The sequence below is a fragment of the Brachybacterium sp. J144 genome (assembly GCF_036321705.1).
In the GTDB taxonomy this organism is placed as follows: Bacteria; Actinomycetota; Actinomycetes; order Actinomycetales; family Dermabacteraceae; genus Brachybacterium.
Genome location: NZ_JAZDCG010000004.1, coordinates 1 through 20,494 on the forward strand (window position 1 = coordinate 1; position 20,494 = coordinate 20,494).

General features: G+C 74.5%; 17 protein-coding genes. 9 read left to right on the forward strand and 8 right to left on the reverse strand.

Translation table 11 applies throughout. The annotated features are described in order from the left end of the window. The first annotated feature begins 273 nt into the window (after nucleotides 1–273). From V1260_RS02175 to V1260_RS02185, 3 genes are read left to right on the forward strand one after another with little or no spacing between them, the layout of a single operon-like run. On the forward strand, nucleotides 274–573 hold the full coding sequence (locus tag V1260_RS02175; RefSeq protein ID WP_329745158.1) for a WhiB family transcriptional regulator: 300 nt from the start codon (nucleotides 274–276) through the stop codon (nucleotides 571–573). A gap of 12 nt (nucleotides 574–585) precedes the next feature. Then, the gene (locus V1260_RS02180; protein ID WP_329745159.1) at nucleotides 586–3,984 is read left to right on the forward strand and encodes a hypothetical protein; all 3,399 of its coding nucleotides are present in this window, start codon (nucleotides 586–588) and stop codon (nucleotides 3,982–3,984) included. Next, a complete protein-coding gene (locus V1260_RS02185) occupies nucleotides 3,977–5,587 on the forward strand; it encodes a DUF5719 family protein (protein ID WP_329745160.1) in 1,611 nt (536 codons plus the stop codon). Before V1260_RS02180 ends, V1260_RS02185 begins: the two co-directional genes overlap by 8 nt. A gap of 30 nt (nucleotides 5,588–5,617) precedes the next feature. Here V1260_RS02185 and V1260_RS02190 read toward each other — a convergent pair whose 3' ends face one another. Then, on the reverse strand, nucleotides 5,618–6,073 hold the full coding sequence (locus V1260_RS02190; RefSeq protein ID WP_329745161.1) for a metallopeptidase family protein: 456 nt from the start codon (nucleotides 6,071–6,073) through the stop codon (nucleotides 5,618–5,620). A 90-nt stretch (nucleotides 6,074–6,163) separates the two neighbouring features. Between V1260_RS02190 and V1260_RS02195 the strand changes: the two genes are divergently transcribed. Further along, nucleotides 6,164–6,544, forward strand: coding sequence for a DUF3499 domain-containing protein (locus V1260_RS02195; protein WP_329745162.1), 381 nt, complete (start codon nucleotides 6,164–6,166; stop codon nucleotides 6,542–6,544). After that, nucleotides 6,537–8,249, forward strand: a complete 1,713-nt coding sequence (locus V1260_RS02200; RefSeq protein ID WP_329745163.1) for a phosphomannomutase/phosphoglucomutase — start codon at nucleotides 6,537–6,539, stop codon at nucleotides 8,247–8,249. The genes V1260_RS02195 and V1260_RS02200 overlap by 8 nt, the downstream gene beginning before the upstream one ends. Before the next feature lie 86 nt (nucleotides 8,250–8,335). On the opposite strand, the gene V1260_RS02205 is transcribed toward V1260_RS02200, so the two are convergent. Further along, nucleotides 8,336–9,184 (reverse strand): RDD family protein, encoded by an 849-nt coding sequence (locus V1260_RS02205; RefSeq protein ID WP_329745164.1) that lies wholly within the window; start codon nucleotides 9,182–9,184, stop codon nucleotides 8,336–8,338. Nucleotides 9,185–9,302: 118 nt separating this feature from the next. Between V1260_RS02205 and V1260_RS02210 the strand changes: the two genes are divergently transcribed. Then, entirely contained in the window at nucleotides 9,303–10,298 is a 996-nt protein-coding gene (locus tag V1260_RS02210) for a stage II sporulation protein M (RefSeq protein WP_329745165.1), read from the forward strand. A gap of 47 nt (nucleotides 10,299–10,345) precedes the next feature. On the opposite strand, the gene V1260_RS02215 is transcribed toward V1260_RS02210, so the two are convergent. Genes V1260_RS02215 through V1260_RS02240 form a run of 6 tightly spaced genes read right to left on the reverse strand, consistent with a single transcriptional unit; the run spans nucleotide 10,346 to nucleotide 16,167 of the window. Beyond that, on the reverse strand, nucleotides 10,346–10,840 hold the full coding sequence (locus tag V1260_RS02215; protein ID WP_329745166.1) for a DinB family protein: 495 nt from the start codon (nucleotides 10,838–10,840) through the stop codon (nucleotides 10,346–10,348). Between the two features lie 30 nt (nucleotides 10,841–10,870). Beyond that, the gene (locus tag V1260_RS02220; protein ID WP_329745167.1) at nucleotides 10,871–12,169 is read right to left on the reverse strand and encodes a DUF58 domain-containing protein; all 1,299 of its coding nucleotides are present in this window, start codon (nucleotides 12,167–12,169) and stop codon (nucleotides 10,871–10,873) included. Nucleotides 12,170–12,204: 35 nt separating this feature from the next. Then, nucleotides 12,205–13,200: an AAA family ATPase gene (locus tag V1260_RS02225; RefSeq protein ID WP_329745168.1), complete on the reverse strand. Its 996-nt coding sequence runs from the start codon at nucleotides 13,198–13,200 to the stop codon at nucleotides 12,205–12,207. Further along, nucleotides 13,197–14,399, reverse strand: a complete 1,203-nt coding sequence (locus tag V1260_RS02230; protein WP_329745169.1) for a DUF4350 domain-containing protein — start codon at nucleotides 14,397–14,399, stop codon at nucleotides 13,197–13,199. Before V1260_RS02230 ends, V1260_RS02225 begins: the two co-directional genes overlap by 4 nt. Further along, nucleotides 14,396–15,043: a DUF4129 domain-containing protein gene (locus tag V1260_RS02235; protein WP_329745170.1), complete on the reverse strand. Its 648-nt coding sequence runs from the start codon at nucleotides 15,041–15,043 to the stop codon at nucleotides 14,396–14,398. Before V1260_RS02235 ends, V1260_RS02230 begins: the two co-directional genes overlap by 4 nt. A 14-nt stretch (nucleotides 15,044–15,057) precedes the next feature. Beyond that, entirely contained in the window at nucleotides 15,058–16,167 is a 1,110-nt protein-coding gene (locus V1260_RS02240; RefSeq protein WP_329745171.1) for a glycerophosphoryl diester phosphodiesterase membrane domain-containing protein, read from the reverse strand. A 163-nt stretch (nucleotides 16,168–16,330) separates the two neighbouring features. Here V1260_RS02240 and mtrA point away from each other — a divergent pair, with 163 nt between their 5' ends. From mtrA to V1260_RS02255, 3 genes are read left to right on the forward strand one after another with little or no spacing between them, the layout of a single operon-like run. Then, on the forward strand, nucleotides 16,331–17,023 hold the full coding sequence (mtrA, locus tag V1260_RS02245) for an MtrAB system response regulator MtrA (RefSeq protein WP_329745172.1): 693 nt from the start codon (nucleotides 16,331–16,333) through the stop codon (nucleotides 17,021–17,023). 14 nt (nucleotides 17,024–17,037) lie between these two features. Next, entirely contained in the window at nucleotides 17,038–18,732 is a 1,695-nt protein-coding gene (mtrB, locus tag V1260_RS02250) for an MtrAB system histidine kinase MtrB (RefSeq protein WP_329745173.1), read from the forward strand. Beyond that, complete coding sequence (locus tag V1260_RS02255) at nucleotides 18,729–20,432, forward strand: LpqB family beta-propeller domain-containing protein (RefSeq protein WP_329745174.1); 1,704 nt, start codon at nucleotides 18,729–18,731, stop codon at nucleotides 20,430–20,432. Before mtrB ends, V1260_RS02255 begins: the two co-directional genes overlap by 4 nt. The last annotated feature ends 62 nt before the right edge of the window (nucleotides 20,433–20,494 follow it).

Sequence of the window (20,494 nt, forward strand, 5' to 3'; positions counted from 1 at the left end):
TTCCCTATTGTGGGGGGGGGGGGCTGGGGGGGTGGGGGAGGGGAGTCCCCCCCTCCCCCCCCCCCCCCCCCCCCCCCCGATCCCGGTGACCGGGATCACGTCGACGGGACGGGGTGGCTGGGGCGGACGGGGGGAGTCGGACATGGGCCCTCCCGGGCTGTGATCCGGACCCGATGCGCTGCACGACGCGCCGGAGCCGCTTGACGGGGCATAACTACACGGGTGTACTTTAGGCGCGCAACAGGCGACCATGCAGTGGAAGGGGTGGCGGCGATGGACGAGGACCTCCTCGAACAGGGCGCGCGGGCCGAACTGTCCCTGCTCGATCTCGGGGGACAGGACGGCGACGAGGCCGAGCTGTCGTGGCAGGAGCGCGCGCTGTGCGCGCAGACGGATCCGGAGGCGTTCTTCCCCGAGAAGGGCGGCTCCACGCGCGAGGCGAAGAAGGTATGCGTCTCGTGCGAGGTGCGGGCGGAGTGCCTCGAGTACGCGCTCGAGAACGACGAGCGCTTCGGGATCTGGGGCGGACTCTCCGAGCGCGAGCGGCGCAAGCTCAAGCGCCGGGCGGTCTGACACCCTGACCTGGTGAGCGATCGACATGTCACCGCCGTCGTCCTGCTGAGCCGGGCGACGACCGAGCCCTCTCTCAGGGCGACGCTCGCCGGGGCCCAGGGACAGAGCAGGCCGGTGGACCGCCTGGTCGCGGTCGCTCCCCAGGATCTCCCGGAGGACTGCGTCGCGCTGCTGCGCGACGAACGCTCCGCGGGTGGTCTCGACCATGTCCTGACCGTGCCCGCTGGGGCCGCGCGGACGGCCGCGCTGCGCGCCGTGCTGCGTCTGCTCGACGAGACCGACGGCGCGCGCGAGGGATCCGTTGCCGCAGATCACGTAGATCACGCCGTGAGCTCCGCCCCCGAGGTGAGCTCCGGGGAGGCTCCGGCCTCGCGCGGGCGGCGGGCGAGCGACATCGACCCGGACGCCGTCGAGCGCGAGCGCACCCAGGAGCTCGCGGCCCTCGCCCAGGTGCCGGTGCGCCTGCGCGAGGACGGTCCGCGGACCGGACGCCGTGCCGGCCGCAGCGCCGAGGACGAGAGCTGGCTCTGGTGCGTCGTGGACGGCTCCACGCCGGGTCTCGACGCGCTCGAGGCCCAGCTGGAGCTGGTGGCGGAGTCGCCGACCACCGCCGTCGTCGGCACCAAGCGCGTCGCGCCCGCCGCCCCGTCGTCGGGGGTCGACTCCGCCGCGGAGAACGCCGTGATCCGCACCGCTGAGGAGGCGGATGCGCTGGTCGACGTCGGGCTGACGCTCACCCATGGCGGCCGGATCATCACCGGGGTCGACGCCGGCGAGGTCGACCAGGGGCAGGCGGACTGGCGGCAGGACGTGCTCGCGGTCCCCCTCGCCGGAATGCTCGTGCGGGAGTCGACCCTGCGCGCCGTCGGCGTGCTCGACCCCGACCTGCCCGGTCCCTGGGCCGAGATCGACCTGTGCCGACGGGTGTGGCGCGGCGGCGATCGCGTCGCCGTGCAGTCCCGAGCACGCACTCTCCACCCGCTGCCCACGCGCCCGCGACTCGAACGGCTCCAGGAGCAGCGGACCGGTCAGCTGCTGCTCCTGCTGAAGCACCGCTCGCTGTTCGCGGCGCTGCTCATGATCCTGCTCTCGCCGCTGTCCGCGCTGCTGCGCACCGCGGGGGCGATCGCCGCCTCGGAGCCGCGGCGGGCAGGTGCCGAGCTGCGGGCCTGGGCGGGCATGCTGCGTCGGGCGCCCCGGGTGCTCCAGCGCGGCCGACGGGATCGCCGTCTCGCGCGTGTCCCCGCCCGGCGCCTCGCCCCGCTGTACCTGCCCCGCGGCGAGGCCGCCCGCCGGCGGTTCGAGGATCTGGCGACCCGGCTGCTGGCCGATGACGACCGTCGGCGGACCATCCGCCGCACCACCTGGGGCATCGCGGGCACGCACCACGGCCAGGACGACGCCGACTTCGGCCGGCACGCGGTGTGGACCGCCGTGGTCGCCCTGCTCGCCACGGTGCTGGGCCTGGTCGCCCTGCGCGGTCTGTTCGGGCGCGGCGAGCTGAGCGGTCCGGCCCTGCGCTCCCTGCCCGACGACCTCGCGCTGCGATGGCGGGTCGGCTGGTCGGACTGGATCCCCGGGGGTCTCGGGGAGCGCGGCCCCGCCGACCCGCTGCTCCGCCTGCTCGGGAGCATTCCCGTGCCCGGATCGTTCCTGGTCGAGGCGCTGATCCTCACCGCCCTCCCGCTGAGCGCCCTGCTGTCCTGGTGGGCGGCGGGGGCCATCACCCGGGCGGTCGGGGCCCGGCTCGCCCTCGTGGTGGCCTGGACGCTCGCGCCCTCGCTGCTGAGCGCCCTTACGACGGGAGCCTGGCCCCTGCTGCTGGTGCACCTGCTGCTGCCGCTGCTGGCGCTCTTGATCGGGCGCGCGATCGGTCTGCCCCACAAGGCCTCGCAGGCCAGTCCCGCCGCCGCGGCGGCCGGCGGGCTGGTGCTGCTCGTGATCGGAGCCGTGACCCCGGCACTCGTGCTGCTCACCGCCCTCGCGCTGCTGCTGATCCTCCCCGCCGTTCCCGGTCGCCGCCGTCGACTCGCCCTGGTGCTCCTGCCCTCCCTCGCGCTGCACCTGCCCTACCTGCCCCAGTACCTCGGCCATCCGGGGCTGATGCTCTCCGTCGGCGGCATGCCGCTCGGCGGGGACCTGCCGGAGAGGGCCGAGCTGCTCGCCCTCTGGCCCGTCTCCCCGGGAGTCCAAACGGTGCTGGCCCCGCTGGTCGGGGAGATGGCGGCGTTCTGGCTCCCGCTCGCGCTGCCGCTGGCCCCGATCGTCCTCGGCGCCCTCGCGGCGCCCTTCCTCGCCGGTCAGGCAGGGCGTGCGGGGCGTTTCGGGCTGCTCCTTGCGGCGACTGCCCTCGGGGCAGCGCTGCTCGCGCTGGAGCTCCCGGCGGGCCTCGGCGGCGAGCTGCTCGTGCCCTTCCCGCCCCATGCCCTGCTGAGCGCCGCGCTCCTGGCGCTGTGCGTCGGCGCCGCCGCCAGCTTCGACGCCCTCGCCCGGCGGGAGGAGGGGGAGTCCCGTGCGCGTCGTCCCGCCACCGTCGTGCTCGCGTCCCTCGTCGCCGCCTGCTGCGTGATCGCGGTCGCGGGATGGACCCTGCTCCTCCCCGGGCAGCTCCGCGTGGAGCGGACCGAGACCGGCGACGTGCCCGCGGCGGCGGCCGATCAGGGGCGCACCGAGGCGAGGTCCCGGGTGCTGAGCCTGTCGCAGGAGGACGACGGTTCGGTCACGGCCCACCTCGTGGTGCACGGCGGCGACTCCGCCGTGCAGCATGCCGCGATCCTCGACCAGCGCGACGTGGCCGCGGCCCGCGCCGGGGAGGTGGACGCGGATCCGGCGAGCACGGTCCTGCGCGACACCGTCGCGCTCATGCTCTCCTCCGGCGCCGATCCGGCGGAGGCCGACGCCCTCCGTGAGGCGACTGCCTCGCTGGCCGTCGCCTACGTCGTGGTCGAGGGAGATCCCGTGGAGCAGCAGGACCTCATGGCCACCCTCGACGCCTCCTCGACCCTCGAGAAGGTCACCGAGGGGACCCGCGGCGGCATGTGGCGCGTGGTCGACTCTCCCCCCCGCGCGGTCGTCACCGGGTCCGAGGGGAGCATCGCCCTCGCGAGCGAGGCGATCGACGTGAGCGGACGGGTCGAGCCCGCCGCGGAGGAGCGCACCGTCATCCTCTCCGAGCGGGCGGACTCCGGCTGGCGCGCGAGCATCGACGGCACCGCGCTCGAGCCGACCACGGTCGACGGCTGGGCCCAGGGCTTCGTGCTCCCGGCCGGCACCGGAGGCGAGATCTCGATCGAGCGCGCCCAGCCGCTGCTCCTCGCCGAGCGCCTGCTCCTCGGAGCGGCCGTGCTGCTGACCGTCCTGATCGCCGTGCCCTGGCGCCCCCGCGCCCGTGCCGAGGAGATGTATGGCTGAGCCGACGCCCCGACCCGACCGTCCCGGGCGCCGCGGCCCCGCGCGCCCGCTGCTGGCCCTCGCCGCCCTGCTCCCGCTCGCGGCGGCCGTCGCGGCGGTCTCCACCGTCGACCCGACGGAGCAGGCCCCGGTCACCCGCGCCGTCTCCACCACGCAGCAGGGCGGCGAGAGCCTCGCGTGCGCCGGCCCGCTCTCGCTGCCCGAGGCGCTCCTGGAGGGCGGCGGGGACGACGAGCTGTCCGTCACCCCGCCCTCGACGACCGTCGGGCTGAGCACCGTCTCCCTCGAGCCCGACTCCTCGGTGCTCTTCGGGACCGTGAGCGCCTCGTCCACGCTCCAGGACGACCAGGGTCGGATGCGCACCCCGTCGATCACCGCCTCCGACGCCGAGGGCGCCGTGCTCTCCGACGCCTCCGCCGCGGAGGACCTGGGTGTCTCCGTCCAGACCCTGACGGAGCTGGAGACCGCCCCGAGCGTGCGCACCGAGACCGCCGAGGCGGGGCTCCCGGTCGCCGATGCGGTCCAGTCCACCTCCACGACCAGCGGCGACTACCGCTCCCTGGTGATCTCCCGGTGCGGGGCGGCGCAGACCGACGCGACCTTCCTCGGCGTCTCCACCGAGACCGGTGACAGCTCCGTGCTGGTGCTGCGCAATCCCACCACCCGCCCCGCGACCGCCTCGGTCCAGGTCTGGACGGCCGACGGTCCCGCCGCGATGGAAGGCCGCAGCCAGGTCGTCGTGGCACCCGGAGCCGAGGAGAAGGTGCTGCTGGAGTCCGTGGCGGCCGGGGAGGCGGCGCTCGGCGTCGACGTCTCGGTGCTCGGCGCGCCCCTGCAGATGCACGTCCAGACCACCGAGCGGGACGGGCTCACCCCGGGCGGGGCCGAGATCCAGCAGCCCCTCCCCGCCGCCGACGAGCAGCAGATCATGACCGGCGTCGAGACCGCCGGGATCGCCCCCGTGCTGACCCTCGCCAATCCGAGCGGGGCGGACACCCGCGCGCGGGTGCGGGTGCTCGGGGCCGACGGACCCCTTGATGCGGCCGAGGTGCCCGAGGTCGAGGTGCCGGCCGGCGCCGTCGTCCAGGTGCCGCTCGAGGACCTGCCCGTCGGGACCTGGAGCGTCGAGGTGACTGCCGAGGAGCCCGTGCACGCCGTGACCCGCAGCTCCCAGGCGGGCGTGGACCTCGCCGGCGACACCGTCAGCAGCCCCGTCGACTTCACGTTCGCCGTCGCCGCCCCCGCGATCGGCACCAGCGCCCTGCTCGCCCTCCCCGCCCAGGGCGCCGCGGGGGTGCTGTCCCTGACCGCAACGGAGGACACCGCCGTCACCCTCGTCCCGCTCTACGCCGACGGCACCGCGGGAGAGCCGGTCGAGGTCGAGGCCGCCGCCGGGACTGCCGTGGGCGTCACCGACGAGCCGCTGCGCCGCGGGGCCGAGAAGCCCTCGGCCGTGACCGTCGTCCCCGACGTCCCCGGGGTGCTGCACGCGAGCTGGACCCAGCGCGAGAACGACGGCACGGGCGGGGTGCTGCTGTCCTCGCTGCCCGTGCTGCCCGCCCGGCTCGGCGCGAACGAGGTCACGGTCCGCCTCGCGGACTGACCGGGGCGCGGCAAGCGCAGCGCGCGGTGCTCAGTCCTCCCAGGCGCCGGGGTCGACGTCCTCGGGGGCGATCCCGAGGAGGGATCCGACCTGCTCGCTGAGCACTTGGCGCACGAGGGCCTCGAGGTCCTCCTCCGAGGCGCAGCGGGTCTGGATCGGGCGTCGATAGAGGATCGCGCGCGGCGGGTGCTCCCGGGTGGCGGGGAGGGCGCGGCCGAGGAGCACCGCGGCATCCTCCCACGGTGCCGGATCCGTGGGCGGGACCTCCTCGACGAGCACCCGCAGGTGTGCGAGGCGGCGGGGGAAGCGCTCCGCGAGCGTGGCCCCGGACTCCGCGACGAGGTCGTCGAAGACCTCCCGACGGGTCCGGTATCCGGGCAGGTGCGGGGGAATGAGATCGAAGCGCCGGCCCCGCCCGTGACGGTCGCGGCGGCGCGCCGCACGACGGGGACCGGGGGCGCCGGGACGGAGCGGCTCGACATCCATGGAGGGCACTCTAGTGCCCCGGGAGGGGACGGTTCCGGGCCGGGCGCGTCGGCCCGCGGGGCGCACCGGGCACTGCGTACACTGCTGGACGTGCCAGCTCGCGAATGCTCCCGGACCGCCTGCTCGAACCCGGCGGTCAGCTCCTTGACCTTCGTCTACGAGGATTCCACCGCTGTCCTGGGGCCGCTCTCCCGCACCAGTGAGCCGCACGCCTACGACCTCTGCCGCGACCATGCCGCGCGGATGACCGCCCCTCGCGGGTGGGAGTTGCTGCGCGTCGCGGGCGGGGAGGGCGTCAGCGACGACCTCGTCGCCCTCGCCGATGCGGTCCGCCGCACCGAGGCGCCGCTGCCCGCCGGGACGTGGGCCCCGTCGGCCCGGCCCGCCGCCGCACCGGCGAGCCACCGCGCCCCCGCCCCGGGCCGTGAGGCAGCCCGCCACCTCCATGTGGTGCGGGGCGGCGATGACTGAGGTGCAGCATTCCGCCGCGGACCTCTCCGCGATCGTGAAGGCCTACGACGTGCGCGGCGTCGCCGGCGAGCAGCTCACCGTCGAGGTCGCCCGGGCGCTCGGTGCGGCCTTCGCGGACTTCCTCTCGGGCGACTCGATGATCGTCGCCCATGACATGCGGGTCAGTTCTCCGGACCTGGCGCGCGCGGTGATCGAGGGCGCCGTGCGTCGCGGGGCGATCGTGGCCGATGCCGGACTCTCCTCGACCGATCAGCTGTACTGCGCCTCGGGGCTGCACCGCGCGGCGGGCCTGATGATCACCGCCTCCCACAACCCGCCGGCCGACAACGGCATGAAGCTGTGCCTGCCCGGCGCCCGCCCGATCAGCCGGGCGACGGGACTCGACACGATCCGGCGAGCGGCCGAGGCGTACCTCGAGGCCGGCGAGATCCCCGAGCACGGCGAGGGCCGGGCGGAGGACCTCTCGACCCTCGAGGACTATGCCCGCACGCTGCGCGGTCTGGTGCCGCTGACGGGCCGCCGCCCCCTGCGGGTGGTGATCGACGCGGCCTCCGCCATGGCCGGTCACACGGCCCCCGCGGTCCTCGGGGACCTGCCCTCCCTCGAGATCCTGCCGCTGCACTTCACCCTCGACGGCACCTTCCCGCACCATCCCGCGGACCCGCTGGACCCCGCCAACCTCGAGGACCTGCGCCAGGCCGTGCGCCGCGAGCGCGCGGACCTGGGCCTCGCCTTCGACGGGGACGCGGACCGCTGCGTGGTCGTCGACGAGACCGGCACCCCCGTCCCGCCCTCGGCGATCACCGCCCTGATCGCACAGCGGGAGATCGCCCGCGCCCGCGCCGCGGGGGAGGAGCGACCGGTCGTCCTCGCGAACCTGGTCTCCTCCCGGCACGTCGCCGAGGCGGTGCGCGCCGCCGGTGGGGAAGTGCTCCGCTCCCCGGTGGGGCACTCCCTGATCAAGGCGCTCATGGCCGAGCACGGTGCCGTCTTCGGCGGCGAGCACTCGGCGCACTACTACTTCCGCGACTTCTTCTCCGCCGACTCCGGCATGCTCGCCGCCCTGCACGTGCTCGCGGCCCTCGAGGAGGTAGACGGCCCGGCCTCCGCCCTGGTCGCCGCATACAGCCCGTATGCGGCGAGCGGTGAGATCAACGTCCGCCACGAGGACCCGGCCGGTGCCCGCGACCGCGTCGAGCAGGAGCTCGGGGCGGATCCCGCGGTCGAGGCGGATCACCTCGACGGGCTCACACTCACGCGATGGGACGACGGGGCGCCGGCGGAGGAGCGCTGGTGGCTCTCGCTGCGCTCCTCCAACACCGAGCCGCTGCTGCGGCTGAACGTCGAGGCCGCCACCCCCCAGACCCTCGAGCGGGTGCGGGACACGGTCCTCGGTCTGCTCGACCAGCATCCGGGGGACGCCCCCGACCAGGAGGCACCCATGGCGGACACGCCGCTCCGCGAGACCGCTCCCGCCGACGGGGCCGGGTTCGACACCGGGCACGCCGCCCCGCTGCCCGACGGGCCGAGCGGCGCGGACGTGCCCGGCTGGGTCCGCGCGCGCCTGCGCTGCCCCGACTGCGGGGGCGAGCTGCGGGACGTCGAGGCGGCGCTGCAGTGCGCGGACTGCCACCGGGTCCATGCGGTCGAGGGCGGGATCCCCGTGCTCATCGCGGGGCGTGCCGAGGCACCGAACACCCGGTGAGGAGCGCTCTGCGCTGACGCGAATCGGGGACCCGAGGTCCCGAGGCCCCGCTGAGGAGGGCTCTGCGCCGACTCGGGCATCGCCCGTCAGCTGCTGAAGGGCACCGCCCGTACCTCCGCCGAGAGCTCCCGCTGGCGCTCCTGCGCGCGACGCAGGCGGATCTCGTCCCGGCGCGACCGCTCGGCCAGCACCGCGGCGAGGAACTCCTCAGGATCGGTGCCCGGCGGTGGCGCCGGGGCCACGTGCGGCAGGGTCCGTGAGAGCAGGTCCCGGGCGAGCTGCCGACGGGACTGCGGATGGATCGCTTCGGCGCGCGGCAGGAACGAGCGGATGTCCTGCAGCAGCGGGAGGGGCAGGCGACCGACATCCGCCCCGTCCGCCCAGTCGCGCAAGGCGTCGGGCACCTCGGGACGGCGCAGCTCGAGGGCGCGCATGCGCTCCTGGATCACCATCGTCCCGGCGAGCAGATCGCCGATCCGGCGCCCCCGTCGATCGATGACCGCGCAGGTGAGAGCCAGCGCACCGGCCGTCGACCAGATCTCCAGCATCGCCATCAGCGCGCGCAGCAGGCTCTGACGGACGTGCACGGGACCGCCGTCGAGGCGCACCACGCGGGTGCCCAGGGCGAGCCGGCCCACGGAGCGACCCTGCAGCAGCAGCTCGCTGAGGACGGGGAGTCCAACGTACGCGCCGACGGAGACCAGCACCACGGCCGCGGCGATCAGTCCCTCGTCGAGGTCCTGCCGCACGGCGAGGACGGCGACCGCGACGAAGCCGGCGATGAGCAGCGCGAGGGTGATCGCTCCGTCGATCGCCCCCGACAGCATGCGCACTGCGAAGGACGCCGGCCGCAGATCGAGCAGCACGGCGTCGCCGGTGATGAGCGCGTCGCGGTCCGTGCCGCTCACAGCGGCGGCCGCCCCTGAGGTTGCCATGCGCACCATCGTCGCAGAGGCCGCCACGGCCCAGGAGCATCGAGGGTCGGCTTCCGGCACCCTCGGGGGCGACTTTCGTCGGCGGCCCGTGGAAGGTGGCCCGCCCTACCCTGGGGCCGTGGACACCGACGCCTTCATCGCCGTGCACCGCCCGCAGTGGGATCGCCTGCGGGAGCTCACCCGTGCCCGCTCCCACTCGGCCGCGGAGATCGAGGAGCTGCTCGCGCTGTACCAGGAGACGTCCACGCATCTGTCGACGGTCCGCTCCACCGCCCCCGATCCCGCGCTCATCTCGCGGCTCTCGCTGCTCGTGCACCGGGCGCGGCTGCGGATCACCGGGGCACGGGTGCCGCTGTGGCGGCATGCCCGGGAGTTCTTCTGGAACGACCTGCCCTCGGCGCTCTTCCAGTCGCGTTGGACCGTCGCGCTCGCGTCCGCGGTCTTCCTCGTCTCCGCGGTGATCGCGGGGGTCTTCTTCGGCACGGATGAGCAGGCGCGGGCCGCGGTCCTCCCGGAGGAGGCGCAGCGCGCCCTCGTCGAGCACGACTTCGTCGCCTACTACTTCCAGGGCGAGGCCTCGGGCTTCGCTGCGCAGGTGTGGACCAACAACGCCTGGATCGCGATGCAGGCGGTGGTGTTCGGCGTCACCGGCTTCTGGCCGATCGTGATGCTGCTGCAGAACGGCCTGAACGTGGGGCTCTCGGCGGGCGTGATGGGCGCCCACGGCGGTCTCGGCACGTTCTTCGTGTTCATCCTGCCGCACGGACTGCTCGAGCTGACGGCGGTGATGGTCGGCGCCGGGGCCGGGCTGCGGACCTTCTCGGCCTGGGTGCGTCCGGGGCCGATGCCCCGCTCCTGGGCTCTGTCGCAGTCCGCCCGGGCCCTGATCACGATCGGCATCGGCCTCGTGCCGGTGCTGTTCGTCTCCGGGGTCGTCGAGGCCTTCGTGACGCCCTCGGACCTGCCGCCCGCCGTGCGGATCGGAATCGGCGCGGTGCTCTGGATCGCCTTCCTGGTGTTCATGCTCGGACGGGGACGCCAGGCCCACCGGTCCGGGATCACCGGTGACCTCTCCGACGAGCTGGTGGGCGACCGGGTGCTGACCGCGGGCTGAGCCAGGAGCTGCCGGGATCCGGCCGGGATCCGGTCCCGGGAGCAGCGTCAGCGGCGGGCGGCGAGGATCTGCTCGCGCAGGATGTCCGCGTGGCCGGCGTGCTGGGCGAGCTCGCGCAGCACGTGCAGCAGGATCCAGGGCACGGGGAGCGGACCGCGGCGGTTGCCGGACCAGATCTCCTCGCCCGAGAGATCCGCGATCACGGTCTGGGAGGCCTGGCATGCGGCGCGGTGAGCGGCGCGGATCGAGGCGATCGTGTCCGCCGGCTCGAGGACGAAGGAGTGTCCCGCGTTCTCGGGGAGGCCGAGGGCGCGTCGCGGCGTGCCCGTGCGCGCCTCCTCGAACCAGACCCGCTCGACGAAGGTCGCGTGCTTGACCAGCCCCAGCAGCGTTGTCCGCGACGGAACCAGGCGGCGGCGGGCCTCATCCTCGGTGAGGCCGTCGAGGCTCGCGGCGAGCAGGTCCCGGTGCTCGTCGAGGAACGCGGCGAGCAGGTCGATCGTGGTCGCGGTGCCGGTGGAGGAGCTGTCGGAGGTGCCCATGGGCCCAGTCTGCCCGCTGCTCGCACTGCGCTAGAGCCGCCCGGCGGCTTTCAGCGCGAGATAGGTATCGGCGAGGGCCTGCGGCGCACGGTCGGGCGGAGCGTCGGCGACATGGGCGCCGACCCGCTCGAGAGCCTGGGCGAGGCCGTCGCGCTGGAGTCGGGACTGCTCGGCGGCCGCCGCGCGGTACACCGCCTCCGCGTCGCCGCGACCGGCGGCGAGGGACTCGAGAGCGGGATCAGAGATCGAGGCGATCACCAGGGGATGGTCCCGCGCGATGCGGGCCGCGACGGGCAGCAGCCCGGAGTGGACCGCCGACTCCTCGACCGGGGTCACGAGCACCACGAGCGACCCGCGGCGAGCCCTCTCGGCGATCGCGACCGCGGCGAGCTCCCAGTCCGTCTCCACCATCGCCGGATCCACCGCAGCGGTCGCGGTGACCATGTCGCTGAGCACCTGGCTGCGAGTCGAACCGAGGACCGACACATGGGGGATCCGGTCCAGGCACAGCAGGTCCACCCGGTCCCCGGCCTGACCGGCGAGCGCGGTCAGCAGCAGCGCCGCGTCGAAGGCGGCGTCGAGGCGCGGCGCGTCGCCGAGCCGCGCCGCGGAGGTGCGGGAGGTGTCCACCACGATCACGACGTGCCGATCGCGCTCCGGACGCCACGTGCGCACCACCACGCTGCGCCGCCGCGCGGTCGCCCGCCAATCGATCGAGCGCACGTCGTCGCCGTCGACGAAGTCCCGCAGGGAATCGAACTCGGTGCCCTGGCCGCGCTGATGGATCGCGGCGAGCCCCTCGATCTCCCGCAGGCGGCGCACCCGCGAGGGGAGATGCCGACGGGCGCCGAAGGGATGCAGCGCGAGCATCCGCCCGGGGGCGTCGACCGCAGCGGCGCGCCGGGCCAGGCCGAGCGGTCCGCGGGAGGCGACCACGAGCGCCCGCGAGGAGTGCTCCCCGCGGCGCGTCGGCGTGAAGCGCTGCCGGATCGCGCGCCGCTCCCGGGCGGGGACGACGAGCGCGCTGCGCGAGGACTCGAGGCCCGCGGTCGGGTTCCAGGCGTCCCGCACCTCGAGCCGGGCCGCGCGACCGCTCGGGTTCGTCAGCAGCAGCTGACCGGCAGCGCTCCCTCCGAGACGCACCTGCGCCGGGGCCTCTCGACGCACCAGGAGCGAGCGCGGCGAGGGCGCGATGAGCGCGTCGCCCAGCACCACCAGCGTCCACAGCACGAACAGCCCCACGACGGTCGTCCAGTGGGGCCACAGCACGATCACGGGCAGGCCGAGCAGCGCCGCGAGGGCGGCGCGCGGGGTCAGCGAGATCCTCATGGGCTCAGCGGTCCTCCAGACTCGGCGGGTCGCGCTCAGCGCGGCACCGGCACCGCGGCGAGGGTCGCGGCGAGCACGGACTCGACCTGCGTGCCCTCGAGCTCGGACTCGGTGGTGAGCCGCACGCGGTGGGAGAGGGTCGCCTGGGCCATGGTCTTCACGTCGTCGGGGGTCACGAAGTCCCGGCCGGTGAGGTACGCCCAGGCCCGGGCGGTGCGGAGCAGGGCGATCGCGCCGCGCGGCGAGACGCCGAGCGCGAGGCTGGGGGAGCGACGGGTGGCCCGGCACACGTCGACGATGTACTGCACCACGGCGTCCTCGGCGACGACCCGCGCCACATCGGCCTGGGCGCGGTGCAGGGCGGGGACGTCCACGACCGGGCCGAGACCCATCGCCGCGAGATCGGAGGTGTCGAAGCCGTCGGCGTGCCGACGCAGCACGTCGATCTCGACGTCCCGCTCGGGCAGCGGCATGACGGCCTTGAGCAGGAAGCGGTCCAGCTGCGCCTCGGGCAGGGTGTAGGTGCCGTCGAACTCGATCGGGTTCTGGGTCGCGACCACTAGGAACGGATCGGGCAGGGGCCGGGAGGCGCCGTCGATCGTCACCTGGCGCTCCTCCATCGCCTCGAGCAGCGCCGACTGGGTCTTCGGCGGGGTGCGGTTGATCTCGTCGGCCAGCAGCAGGTTGGTGAAGACGGGACCTTCGCGGAACACCAGGTCGCTCGTGGTGTTGTCGTACACCAGGGAGCCGGTGATGTCGCCGGGCATCATGTCCGGCGTGAACTGGACGCGGCGCATGCGCACGTCGAGCGCGGCCGCGAGGGATCGCACGAGCAGGGTCTTGGCGACGCCCGGCACGCCCTCGAGCAGCACGTGGCCGCGGCAGAGCAGCGCCACGACGAGGCTCGTCACCGCGGCGTCCTGCCCGACGACCCCCTTGTGGATCTCGGTCGAGAGGCTCTGCAGGGCGGTGCGGGCGTCCTCCTCGACGGGCGGGCCGGACGGGGCGGGGGAGGAGCTGGGCTCGGTCATCGGTCGATCTCCTTCTCGAGACGGTCGAGATCCCGGGCGAGACGCACGAGCGCGTCGTCGCCGGTCACAGGGGTGGGGCCGAGCAGCGTGCGCAGCTGTTCGGGGGACAGGTCGGTGTGCGGGCCGACGGCGGCCAGCAAATGGTCGAGGGTCGAGGTGCGGCGCAGCCCCAGCCGGTCGGCGAGGCGGGTCGCGGTCGCGGCGCGCAGGGAGCGGGCGGCGGCGTCGGGGGCGCCGGCCCGCTGCAGCAGCCGGGCTCGGCCCAGCACGAGCTCCTGGGCGCGCACGGTGACGGGCATCGGCTCGACCACGACCGGTCCGAGCCGGTGGGACAGCGCGAGCAGGGCGAGCACGGCGGCGAGCAGGACCCACAGCAGGAGGGGCCCGGCCCAGGACGGAATGTGGGCGAGCAGGGTGCCCTCGGCCGCGGCCATCGGGTCGTTGGGGGACGGGACGTACCAGCTCAGCGTGCCCTCGGCGCCGAGGGTGCTGAGGACCAGCGCCGAGTTGTCGGCCCGCCCCACGCCCGCGTTGGTGAGCAGATCGGCGCTGCCGAGCACGACGAGGCCGTCGTCCTCGGCGACGAGCGCCCAGTTGTCGAGGGGGAAGCAGATCCGGGCACCCGTGCCCTCGACGGTGCGGTAGAGGTACGCGGGCCCGCGCAGCGAGTCGTTCTCCTGCGGGATCTCGAGCATCCGCGCGCCGCCGGCGAGATCGCCGCAGCCCGCCCCGGGCTCGAGGAGCGCCTCGTCCCCGTGCATGCCCACGGGGTAGATGGCGGTATCGAGCCAGGACAGGGCCTCACCGTCGGGGGCGACCAGCACCAGCCGGCCCCCGCCGTCCGCGCGGGCCTCGTCGAGCAGCGCGAGCTGCTCCCCGGACAGCGCGTTCGGCTCCGTGACCAGCACGGTCCCGCCACCGCGGAGGGCGTCGGCCGCGGCGGACGTGTGCCGATCCACGGTCACCTCGACACCGAGATCCCCGAGCACCTGCACCACGGCCTTCGACCCGCCGGCGGTGGGGGCGTCGGGCTCGAGCGGGCCGTCCCGGTAGAGACCGCGGGCGACGCTCGCGAGCACCGCCGCGAGCACCGCGATCACCACCAGCACGGTCATCCACGGCCGACGACGTGCCCCGTCCGTGGGCGAGTCAGCGGACGGCGCGGTCCCGGCGCGCAGCAGGACGGATTCCCCGCTCATGACACGCTCCCGTGTCCGGCCCCGGCGGCCTCGGCGGCGCGGCTGAGGTCGGGCGAGGCCTCGGCGATGTACTCGGCCAGGCGCAGCAGGTCCTCAGCCTGCTTGGGGGAGGCGGTGCGCTGGGAGTAGGCGGCGGTGTCGAAGGCGGCCGCCGCGCGATCGAGGCGTCCCTGCAGGTCGGGGAAGGAGACCGCGGCATCGCGGGCCGCCTCGTGCGCGGTCATCCCCGCGGCGACGTCGAGCAGGGTGCGCTCTTCGAGATCCCGCACAAGCGCGCGCAGCGCGAGGACGGTGCCGTCGTCGGTGCGGCCGGCGTCGACCGCCCGGCGGGAGGCGGCGCGCAGCTCTTCGGCGCCGAGGACCGGCTCGGCATCGAGCTCGACGTCCACGGCGAGGGCGTGGCCGCGGCGCAGCAGACCCGTGCGCCGCAGCACCAGGACCGTGGCCACGACCAGCGCGATCACGATCAGGATGGCGAGTCCGGCCTGCAGCGGCGAGGAGCCGTCGACCCCGTCGAGCATCCCCGCGAGCCAATCCTCGAGGGTCTGCAACAGCCAGGCGACGAAGCCCGGCGAGTCGTCGTACTCGCCCTTGGAGAGCTCCTCGAGGGTGCGCCGACGCGCCTCCTCGGGATCCACGGGCACGCCGCCGGCGAGGATCACCGGTCGCCCCCGGCGTCCCAGGCCTCGCGGGAGCTGCGGGTGAGCTCGACGTCCCAGGCCTCCTGCCGCATCCGGGCGTCGGCGTAGAGGGCGGCTATCGCCGCCGACTGGAACGGGGCGACCAGCACCGTGGCCACATAGCTGCCGAGCATCGTCAGGATGGTCAGCACCGCAATGCCGAGCACGAGCGCGGTGCCGTTGCTCGCGAACAGGATCGCGATGTAGGCGACGAAGCCGACGGTCCCGAGGACGCCGGAGATGATCTGCACCGCGAGGGACACGATGAGCACGAGGAGGAGGGAGATCCCCAGGATCCGCCACAGGTTTCGGCCCCGGGTCAGGGCGAAGGCCCGCGCGACCGAGCCGCCGATCCCCGTCCCCTCCACGACGAGCGCGGGGACGGCCAGGACGGTGCGCGCCCAGATCCAGATCAGCCCGAGGAGGCCGACGAGGACGCCCAGGAGCACGGCCCCCACGGTGAGCAGGTTCGCCTCGCCCATCAGGATCGCCGGCAGGATGCCGAGTCCGAGCGGGACCGCGAAGACGATCAGCCCGAGCAGCCCGACGAGCAGGGAGATCATGATGGCGGGCAGGGCGTTGCGACGCATGGAGGCCGTGAGAGCGGCGCGGTTCGGGCCCTGGCCCCGCGCCTCACCGATCGCGAGCTCGGTGAGCGCGACTGTCACGAGCGAGGCGGCGACCACGCTCACCACGAAGGTGAGGACATAGCTCGCGATGGTGAGGACCAGGTCCCCCGCGGAGCCCGCGCCGATCGGTGTCGTGGCGGTGGGGTCCTCGAAGGCGGCCTGCATCTCGCCGATGAAGGGGATCAGTCCCGCGCCCGTGGCGAGGGTGATCAGCGCGTAGGAGATGCCGTGGACGATCGCGGCGAGGCTCAGCGCGGTGCGCGCGCGCAGGCGGTAGATCCGGACCGCGGCGCCGAGGATCTCGCCGAGGCCGAGGGGGCGGAGCGGGAAGAGCGGCAGGGACACGGTGAGCTCCCGCTGCGGTCCGCGCGCCGGCGTCCCGGGTGCGGGCGTCGGCACCTCCGGAGACGGCGAGCCCTCCGCGTCGGCGGCTCCCGGTGCGGTCCATCCGGTGGTCATGGGTCCTCCTCGAACGGTTCGTCGACGACTGCTGCCCCGCACAACCTACGGAACCGTGGGCCCTCCTCCGACCCGACCATCGTCGATCGGTCGGCGTCTTCGGGAGGCGTTCGACGCCCCGGGCCTCCGCCGTTCCCCGGACCCGGGCCCGGCCGGTGGCACAATGTCCGACATGACGACGCCTTCACGGATCCTCGTGGTCGACGACGATCAGGCGATCGCCGAGATGGTCGGGATCGTCCTGCGCGGCAAGGGCTACGAGGTCGCCACCGCGCCCGACGGCGCCTCGGCACTCGAGACCTTCCCGCGCCTGCGCCCAGACCTCGTGCTGCTGGACCTCATGCTCCCGGGCATGGACGGCATCGAGGTCTGTCGGCGGCTGCGCCGCGACTCCGGGGTGCCCATCATCATGCTCACCGCGCGCACCGACACCGCCGACGTGGTCGAGGGGCTCGAGGCCGGGGCCGACGACTACCTCACCAAGCCCTTCGAGCCGGAGGAGCTGGTCGCGCGGATCAAGGCCCGGGTGCGTCGCGCGGAGCCGCCCAGCACCGAGCAGCTGACGATCGGCGATCTCAGCATCGACGTCGACGGCCACGAGGTGCGCCGGGACGGCGAGCTGATCCCGCTGACCCCGCTCGAGTTCGACCTGCTCACGCAGCTGGCCCGCAAGCCCTGGCAGGTTTTCACCCGTGACGTGCTGCTTCGCGACGTGTGGGGCTACCGCCACAGCGCCGACACCCGCCTCGTCAACGTGCACGTCCAGCGCCTGCGCTCGAAGATCGAGCACGATCCCGAGAACCCGCGGATCGTGGTGACCGTCCGCGGGGTCGGCTACCGCGCGGGCACCGCCTGAGCGGCGGTGGGCAGGTGACCGGGGCGGGGAGCCCCGTGCCGTCGGCCGCGGCCCGCCTCGGGCGCGCCTTCGACCCGCGTCACTGGCAGCTCGCGCTGCGGGTCGTGGTGGTCACGACGCTGCTCTCGATCCTCGCGATGCTCGCCGTGGGCGCCTACCTGTCCTCCGTGATCGCCGACGGTCTGTACGAGCAGCGCCGCGATCGGGTGCTCGAGGAGACGCTCGAGGTGCGCTCGGACCTCACCGACACCCTCACCGGCCTCGCCGGGGCCACGAGCACCCAGCAGCAGGACGCCTCGAACGCCTTCGTGCAGTCCGCCGGCGGGCCGGGAGGCGGGGATCGGCGCGAGGTCGCCCTCGTGCCCGTGGAGACCTCCGGGGTGGTGTTCCCGGTCGCCTCCTCCGACAGCAGCCTCTTCCAGGAGGTCGACGACGAGTTCGCGGCCGCCGTCGCCCAGCAGCCGGACGAGGTGCTGTGGCGCTCGATCGGCCGGGAGGACGAGCAGGGCCGCACCGTCCCCGCGCTCCTCGTCGGCACGCGCGTGGTCGTGCCGGGCGTCGGCTCCTACGACCTCTACCTCGTCTTCTCGATGCAGGAGGAGCAGGAGACCCTCGCCTTCGTGCAGTCGGTGATCCTCGGCGGGGGCGGCGTGCTGCTGGCCCTTGTGGTGGGCATCGCGATCGTCGTCGCGCGCCTGGTGACGATCCCGCTGCGTCGGGCCGCCGTCGCCGCTGAGCGGATCGCGGGCGGCGACCTCCGGTCCCGCGTGGAGGTCTCCGGCGGGGACGAGCTGGCCCGGGTGGGCGTCTCCTTCAACGGCATGGCCGCGACCCTCGAGCAGAAGGTCGAGGACCTCACCGAGCTGTCCCGGGTCCAGCACCGCTTCGTCGCCGACGTCTCGCACGAGCTGCGCACCCCCCTGACCACCATCCGCATGGCCACCTCCGTGCTGCATGCCGATCGGGAGCATCTGCCCGAGGACCTCCGCCGACCCGTCGAGCTGCTCTCGGCCCAGGTCGAGCGCTTCGAGGTGCTGCTCGCCGATCTCCTGGAGATCAGCCGCTTCGACGCGGGGGCCGCCCAGCTCGAGGCCTCCCGGGAGGACCTCGACGATCTCGTGCTGCGCGCCGTCGAGGACGTGCGCCATCTCGCGGGAGCACGCGGCTGCCTGCTGGACGTGCGCCTCGCCGGGCACGGGATGCACGCCGTGGTGGAGGCGCGGAGGATCGACCGGATCCTGCGCAACCTGCTGACCAATGCGATCGAGCACGGCGCGGGGAGCCCGGTGCTGGTGCAGACCGCCGGGAACGAGGACGCCGTGGCCGTGGTGGTCCAGGACTACGGGCACGGGATCTCGCCCGAGGCGGCCCGGAGGGTCTTCGACCGGTTCTGGCGCGCGGATCCCTCCCGCGCCCGCACCCTGGGCGGCACCGGACTCGGCCTCTCGATCTCGGTCGAGGACGCCCGGCTGCACTCCGGGTGGCTCCAGGCCTGGGGCCAGGAGGGGGCCGGAGCGGTGTTCCGCCTGACCCTGCCCCGCCGCCCCGGCATCACCCTCGCCCGCTCCCCGTTGCCCCTGCAGCGTTCCTTCGACCGGGCCGACGCCGGAACCTACTCGACCACGCCGACGGGGGAGATCCGCATCGATCCCGCCCAGCTGCCCGCCCTGGGTGAGCTGTCCCCGGCCGAAGAGGGAGGCCCTCGATGATCCCGGACCGTCGCGACCTCCTGCGCGCCGCGGGGGTGCTCGGAGTGCTCGGCCTCGGCGCGGCCTGCGCCCGTATCCCCACCTCGTCGCCGATCGACTCGCGGCCGCTCGAGGTCCAGGAGCGGCCCGGCGCGCCGTACGTCCAGGCCCTGCCGCCGCCGGAGGACGCCACCCCCGAGGAGTTGGTGTCCGGCTTCGTGCAGGCCGGCGTCGGCTCCGAGGACGACTTCGCGGTCGCTCGCGAGTACCTCACGCCGGAGCTGGCCCCGGTGTGGGATCCGAGCGCCGCCGTGACCGTCTACTCCGGCAGCCAGGAGATCGAGGTCGAGCCCCTCTCCGAGACCCGGCTGGTGCTGCATCTGCAGACCCTCTCGGTCGTCGACCAGCGCGGAGTGCGCAGCCTCCTGGCGAGCCCGCTCGCGCGCGAGATCGAGATCGGGGTGGAGCTGATCGAGGGGCAGTGGCGCATCAGCGACGTCCCCGACGGGATCTACCTCTCGGAGGCGGCCTTCGAGACGCTGTACAGCCCCACCCGCCTCTACTTCGTCGACCCGCGGTCCGCCCATCTGGTGCCCGATCACCGCTGGTTCGCCGCGCAGCGGGGTCCGGCAGCGATCCTCGAGGGACTGCGGCAGGGACCGGTCGAGATGCTCCGCCCCGCGGTCCGCAGCGAGATCCCCGACTCCGCGGAGATCGCGCTCGCCGAGATCACCACCTCGCCCGACGGCACCCTCCAGGTGGTGGTGCCGGCCCCGATCACCGCCCTGCCCACCGCGCGCCGCGCCCTCGCGCTCGCCCAGATGGAGGCGTCGCTGCGCTCCATGCCGGCGCTCGCCGAGGTGCAGCTGCTGCTCGCCGGCCGTGCCGTGAACGACGACGAGGAGGCGCGGATCGAGCGGGCCCTGCCCGGCCATCGGCCCATCGCCGCCGGTCCCCGCGGCGTCGTCGCCCTCGGCGAGGTGGAAGCGGGAACGGACCCGGTCCAGCTGGTCCCCGGTCTCGCCGGCCGCACCGTCAGCTCGCCGGTCATCGCGCCCGACGGGATCCTCGTCGCGGCGCTGGACACCGCCGGTTCGACGGTCCTGGTGGCGTCGACCGACGGTTCGGTGCCCGTGCGCGACGCCGCGGCCGGCGGCAGCTTCGTGCCCCCGCGGCTCGACGACGCGGGCTACGCCTGGACGTCGACGCGCACGAACGCCGGGGCACTGCTCGCCCTCTCCGTGCCGGACGCCCGGGGGGATGCCCGCATCGACGCCCCCTGGCTCGCCGGGCGCGAAGTGCGCGCCCTGGACCTCGCCGCCGACGCCACCCGACTGCTGGTGCTGTCCGCCGACGCCGGGGGCGCCCGAGTCGACCTCTGCGCGGTGGTGCGCGATGAGGACGGGGCGCCCTCCTCCCTCACGGAGCCGGTGCAGCTACGCACCTTCCTCGAGGATGTCACCCAGGCCAGCTGGTACGACGAGATCGCGATGATCCTCCTGGGCACGGACCCGAGCACCGGGGAGCAGCGGGCCCTGGTCGTGGACTTCGCGTCGGGGAGGGACCCGCTGCCCTCCCCGCGACCCGGCACCGACCGCCTGGCCGGCACCGTGATCGCCGAGGCGATCTGGGCGGGCACCGACAGCGGGCAGCTGCTGCGCAGCGACGGCCAGACCTGGAGCGAGATCCCCCTCGAGGCGAGGGACCCGTCCTTCTACTGACCCGGGGCGGATCGTTCCTCCCGAGGGCGCCGTCATCCACCGCCGCGCCCGATCCCCGACGC

Excerpts from the sequence above, each read along its gene's own strand:
- V1260_RS02200 (WP_329745163.1), top strand. The coding sequence starts at position 6,537 with ATGACTGAGGTGCAGCATTCCGCCGCGGACCTCTCCGCGATCGTGAAG.
- V1260_RS02255 (WP_329745174.1), top strand. The coding sequence starts at position 18,729 with ATGATCCCGGACCGTCGCGACCTCCTGCGCGCCGCGGGGGTGCTCGGA.
- V1260_RS02175 (WP_329745158.1), top strand. The coding sequence starts at position 274 with ATGGACGAGGACCTCCTCGAACAGGGCGCGCGGGCCGAACTGTCCCTG.
- V1260_RS02190 (WP_329745161.1), bottom strand. The coding sequence starts at position 6,073 with ATGGATGTCGAGCCGCTCCGTCCCGGCGCCCCCGGTCCCCGTCGTGCG.
- V1260_RS02185 (WP_329745160.1), top strand. The coding sequence starts at position 3,977 with ATGGCTGAGCCGACGCCCCGACCCGACCGTCCCGGGCGCCGCGGCCCC.
- V1260_RS02230 (WP_329745169.1), bottom strand. The coding sequence starts at position 14,399 with ATGAGCGGGGAATCCGTCCTGCTGCGCGCCGGGACCGCGCCGTCCGCT.
- V1260_RS02240 (WP_329745171.1), bottom strand. The coding sequence starts at position 16,167 with ATGACCACCGGATGGACCGCACCGGGAGCCGCCGACGCGGAGGGCTCG.
- V1260_RS02205 (WP_329745164.1), bottom strand. The coding sequence starts at position 9,184 with ATGGCAACCTCAGGGGCGGCCGCCGCTGTGAGCGGCACGGACCGCGAC.
- mtrA (WP_329745172.1), top strand. The coding sequence starts at position 16,331 with ATGTCCGACATGACGACGCCTTCACGGATCCTCGTGGTCGACGACGAT.
- V1260_RS02225 (WP_329745168.1), bottom strand. The coding sequence starts at position 13,200 with ATGACCGAGCCCAGCTCCTCCCCCGCCCCGTCCGGCCCGCCCGTCGAG.
- V1260_RS02215 (WP_329745166.1), bottom strand. The coding sequence starts at position 10,840 with ATGGGCACCTCCGACAGCTCCTCCACCGGCACCGCGACCACGATCGAC.
- V1260_RS02220 (WP_329745167.1), bottom strand. The coding sequence starts at position 12,169 with ATGAGGATCTCGCTGACCCCGCGCGCCGCCCTCGCGGCGCTGCTCGGC.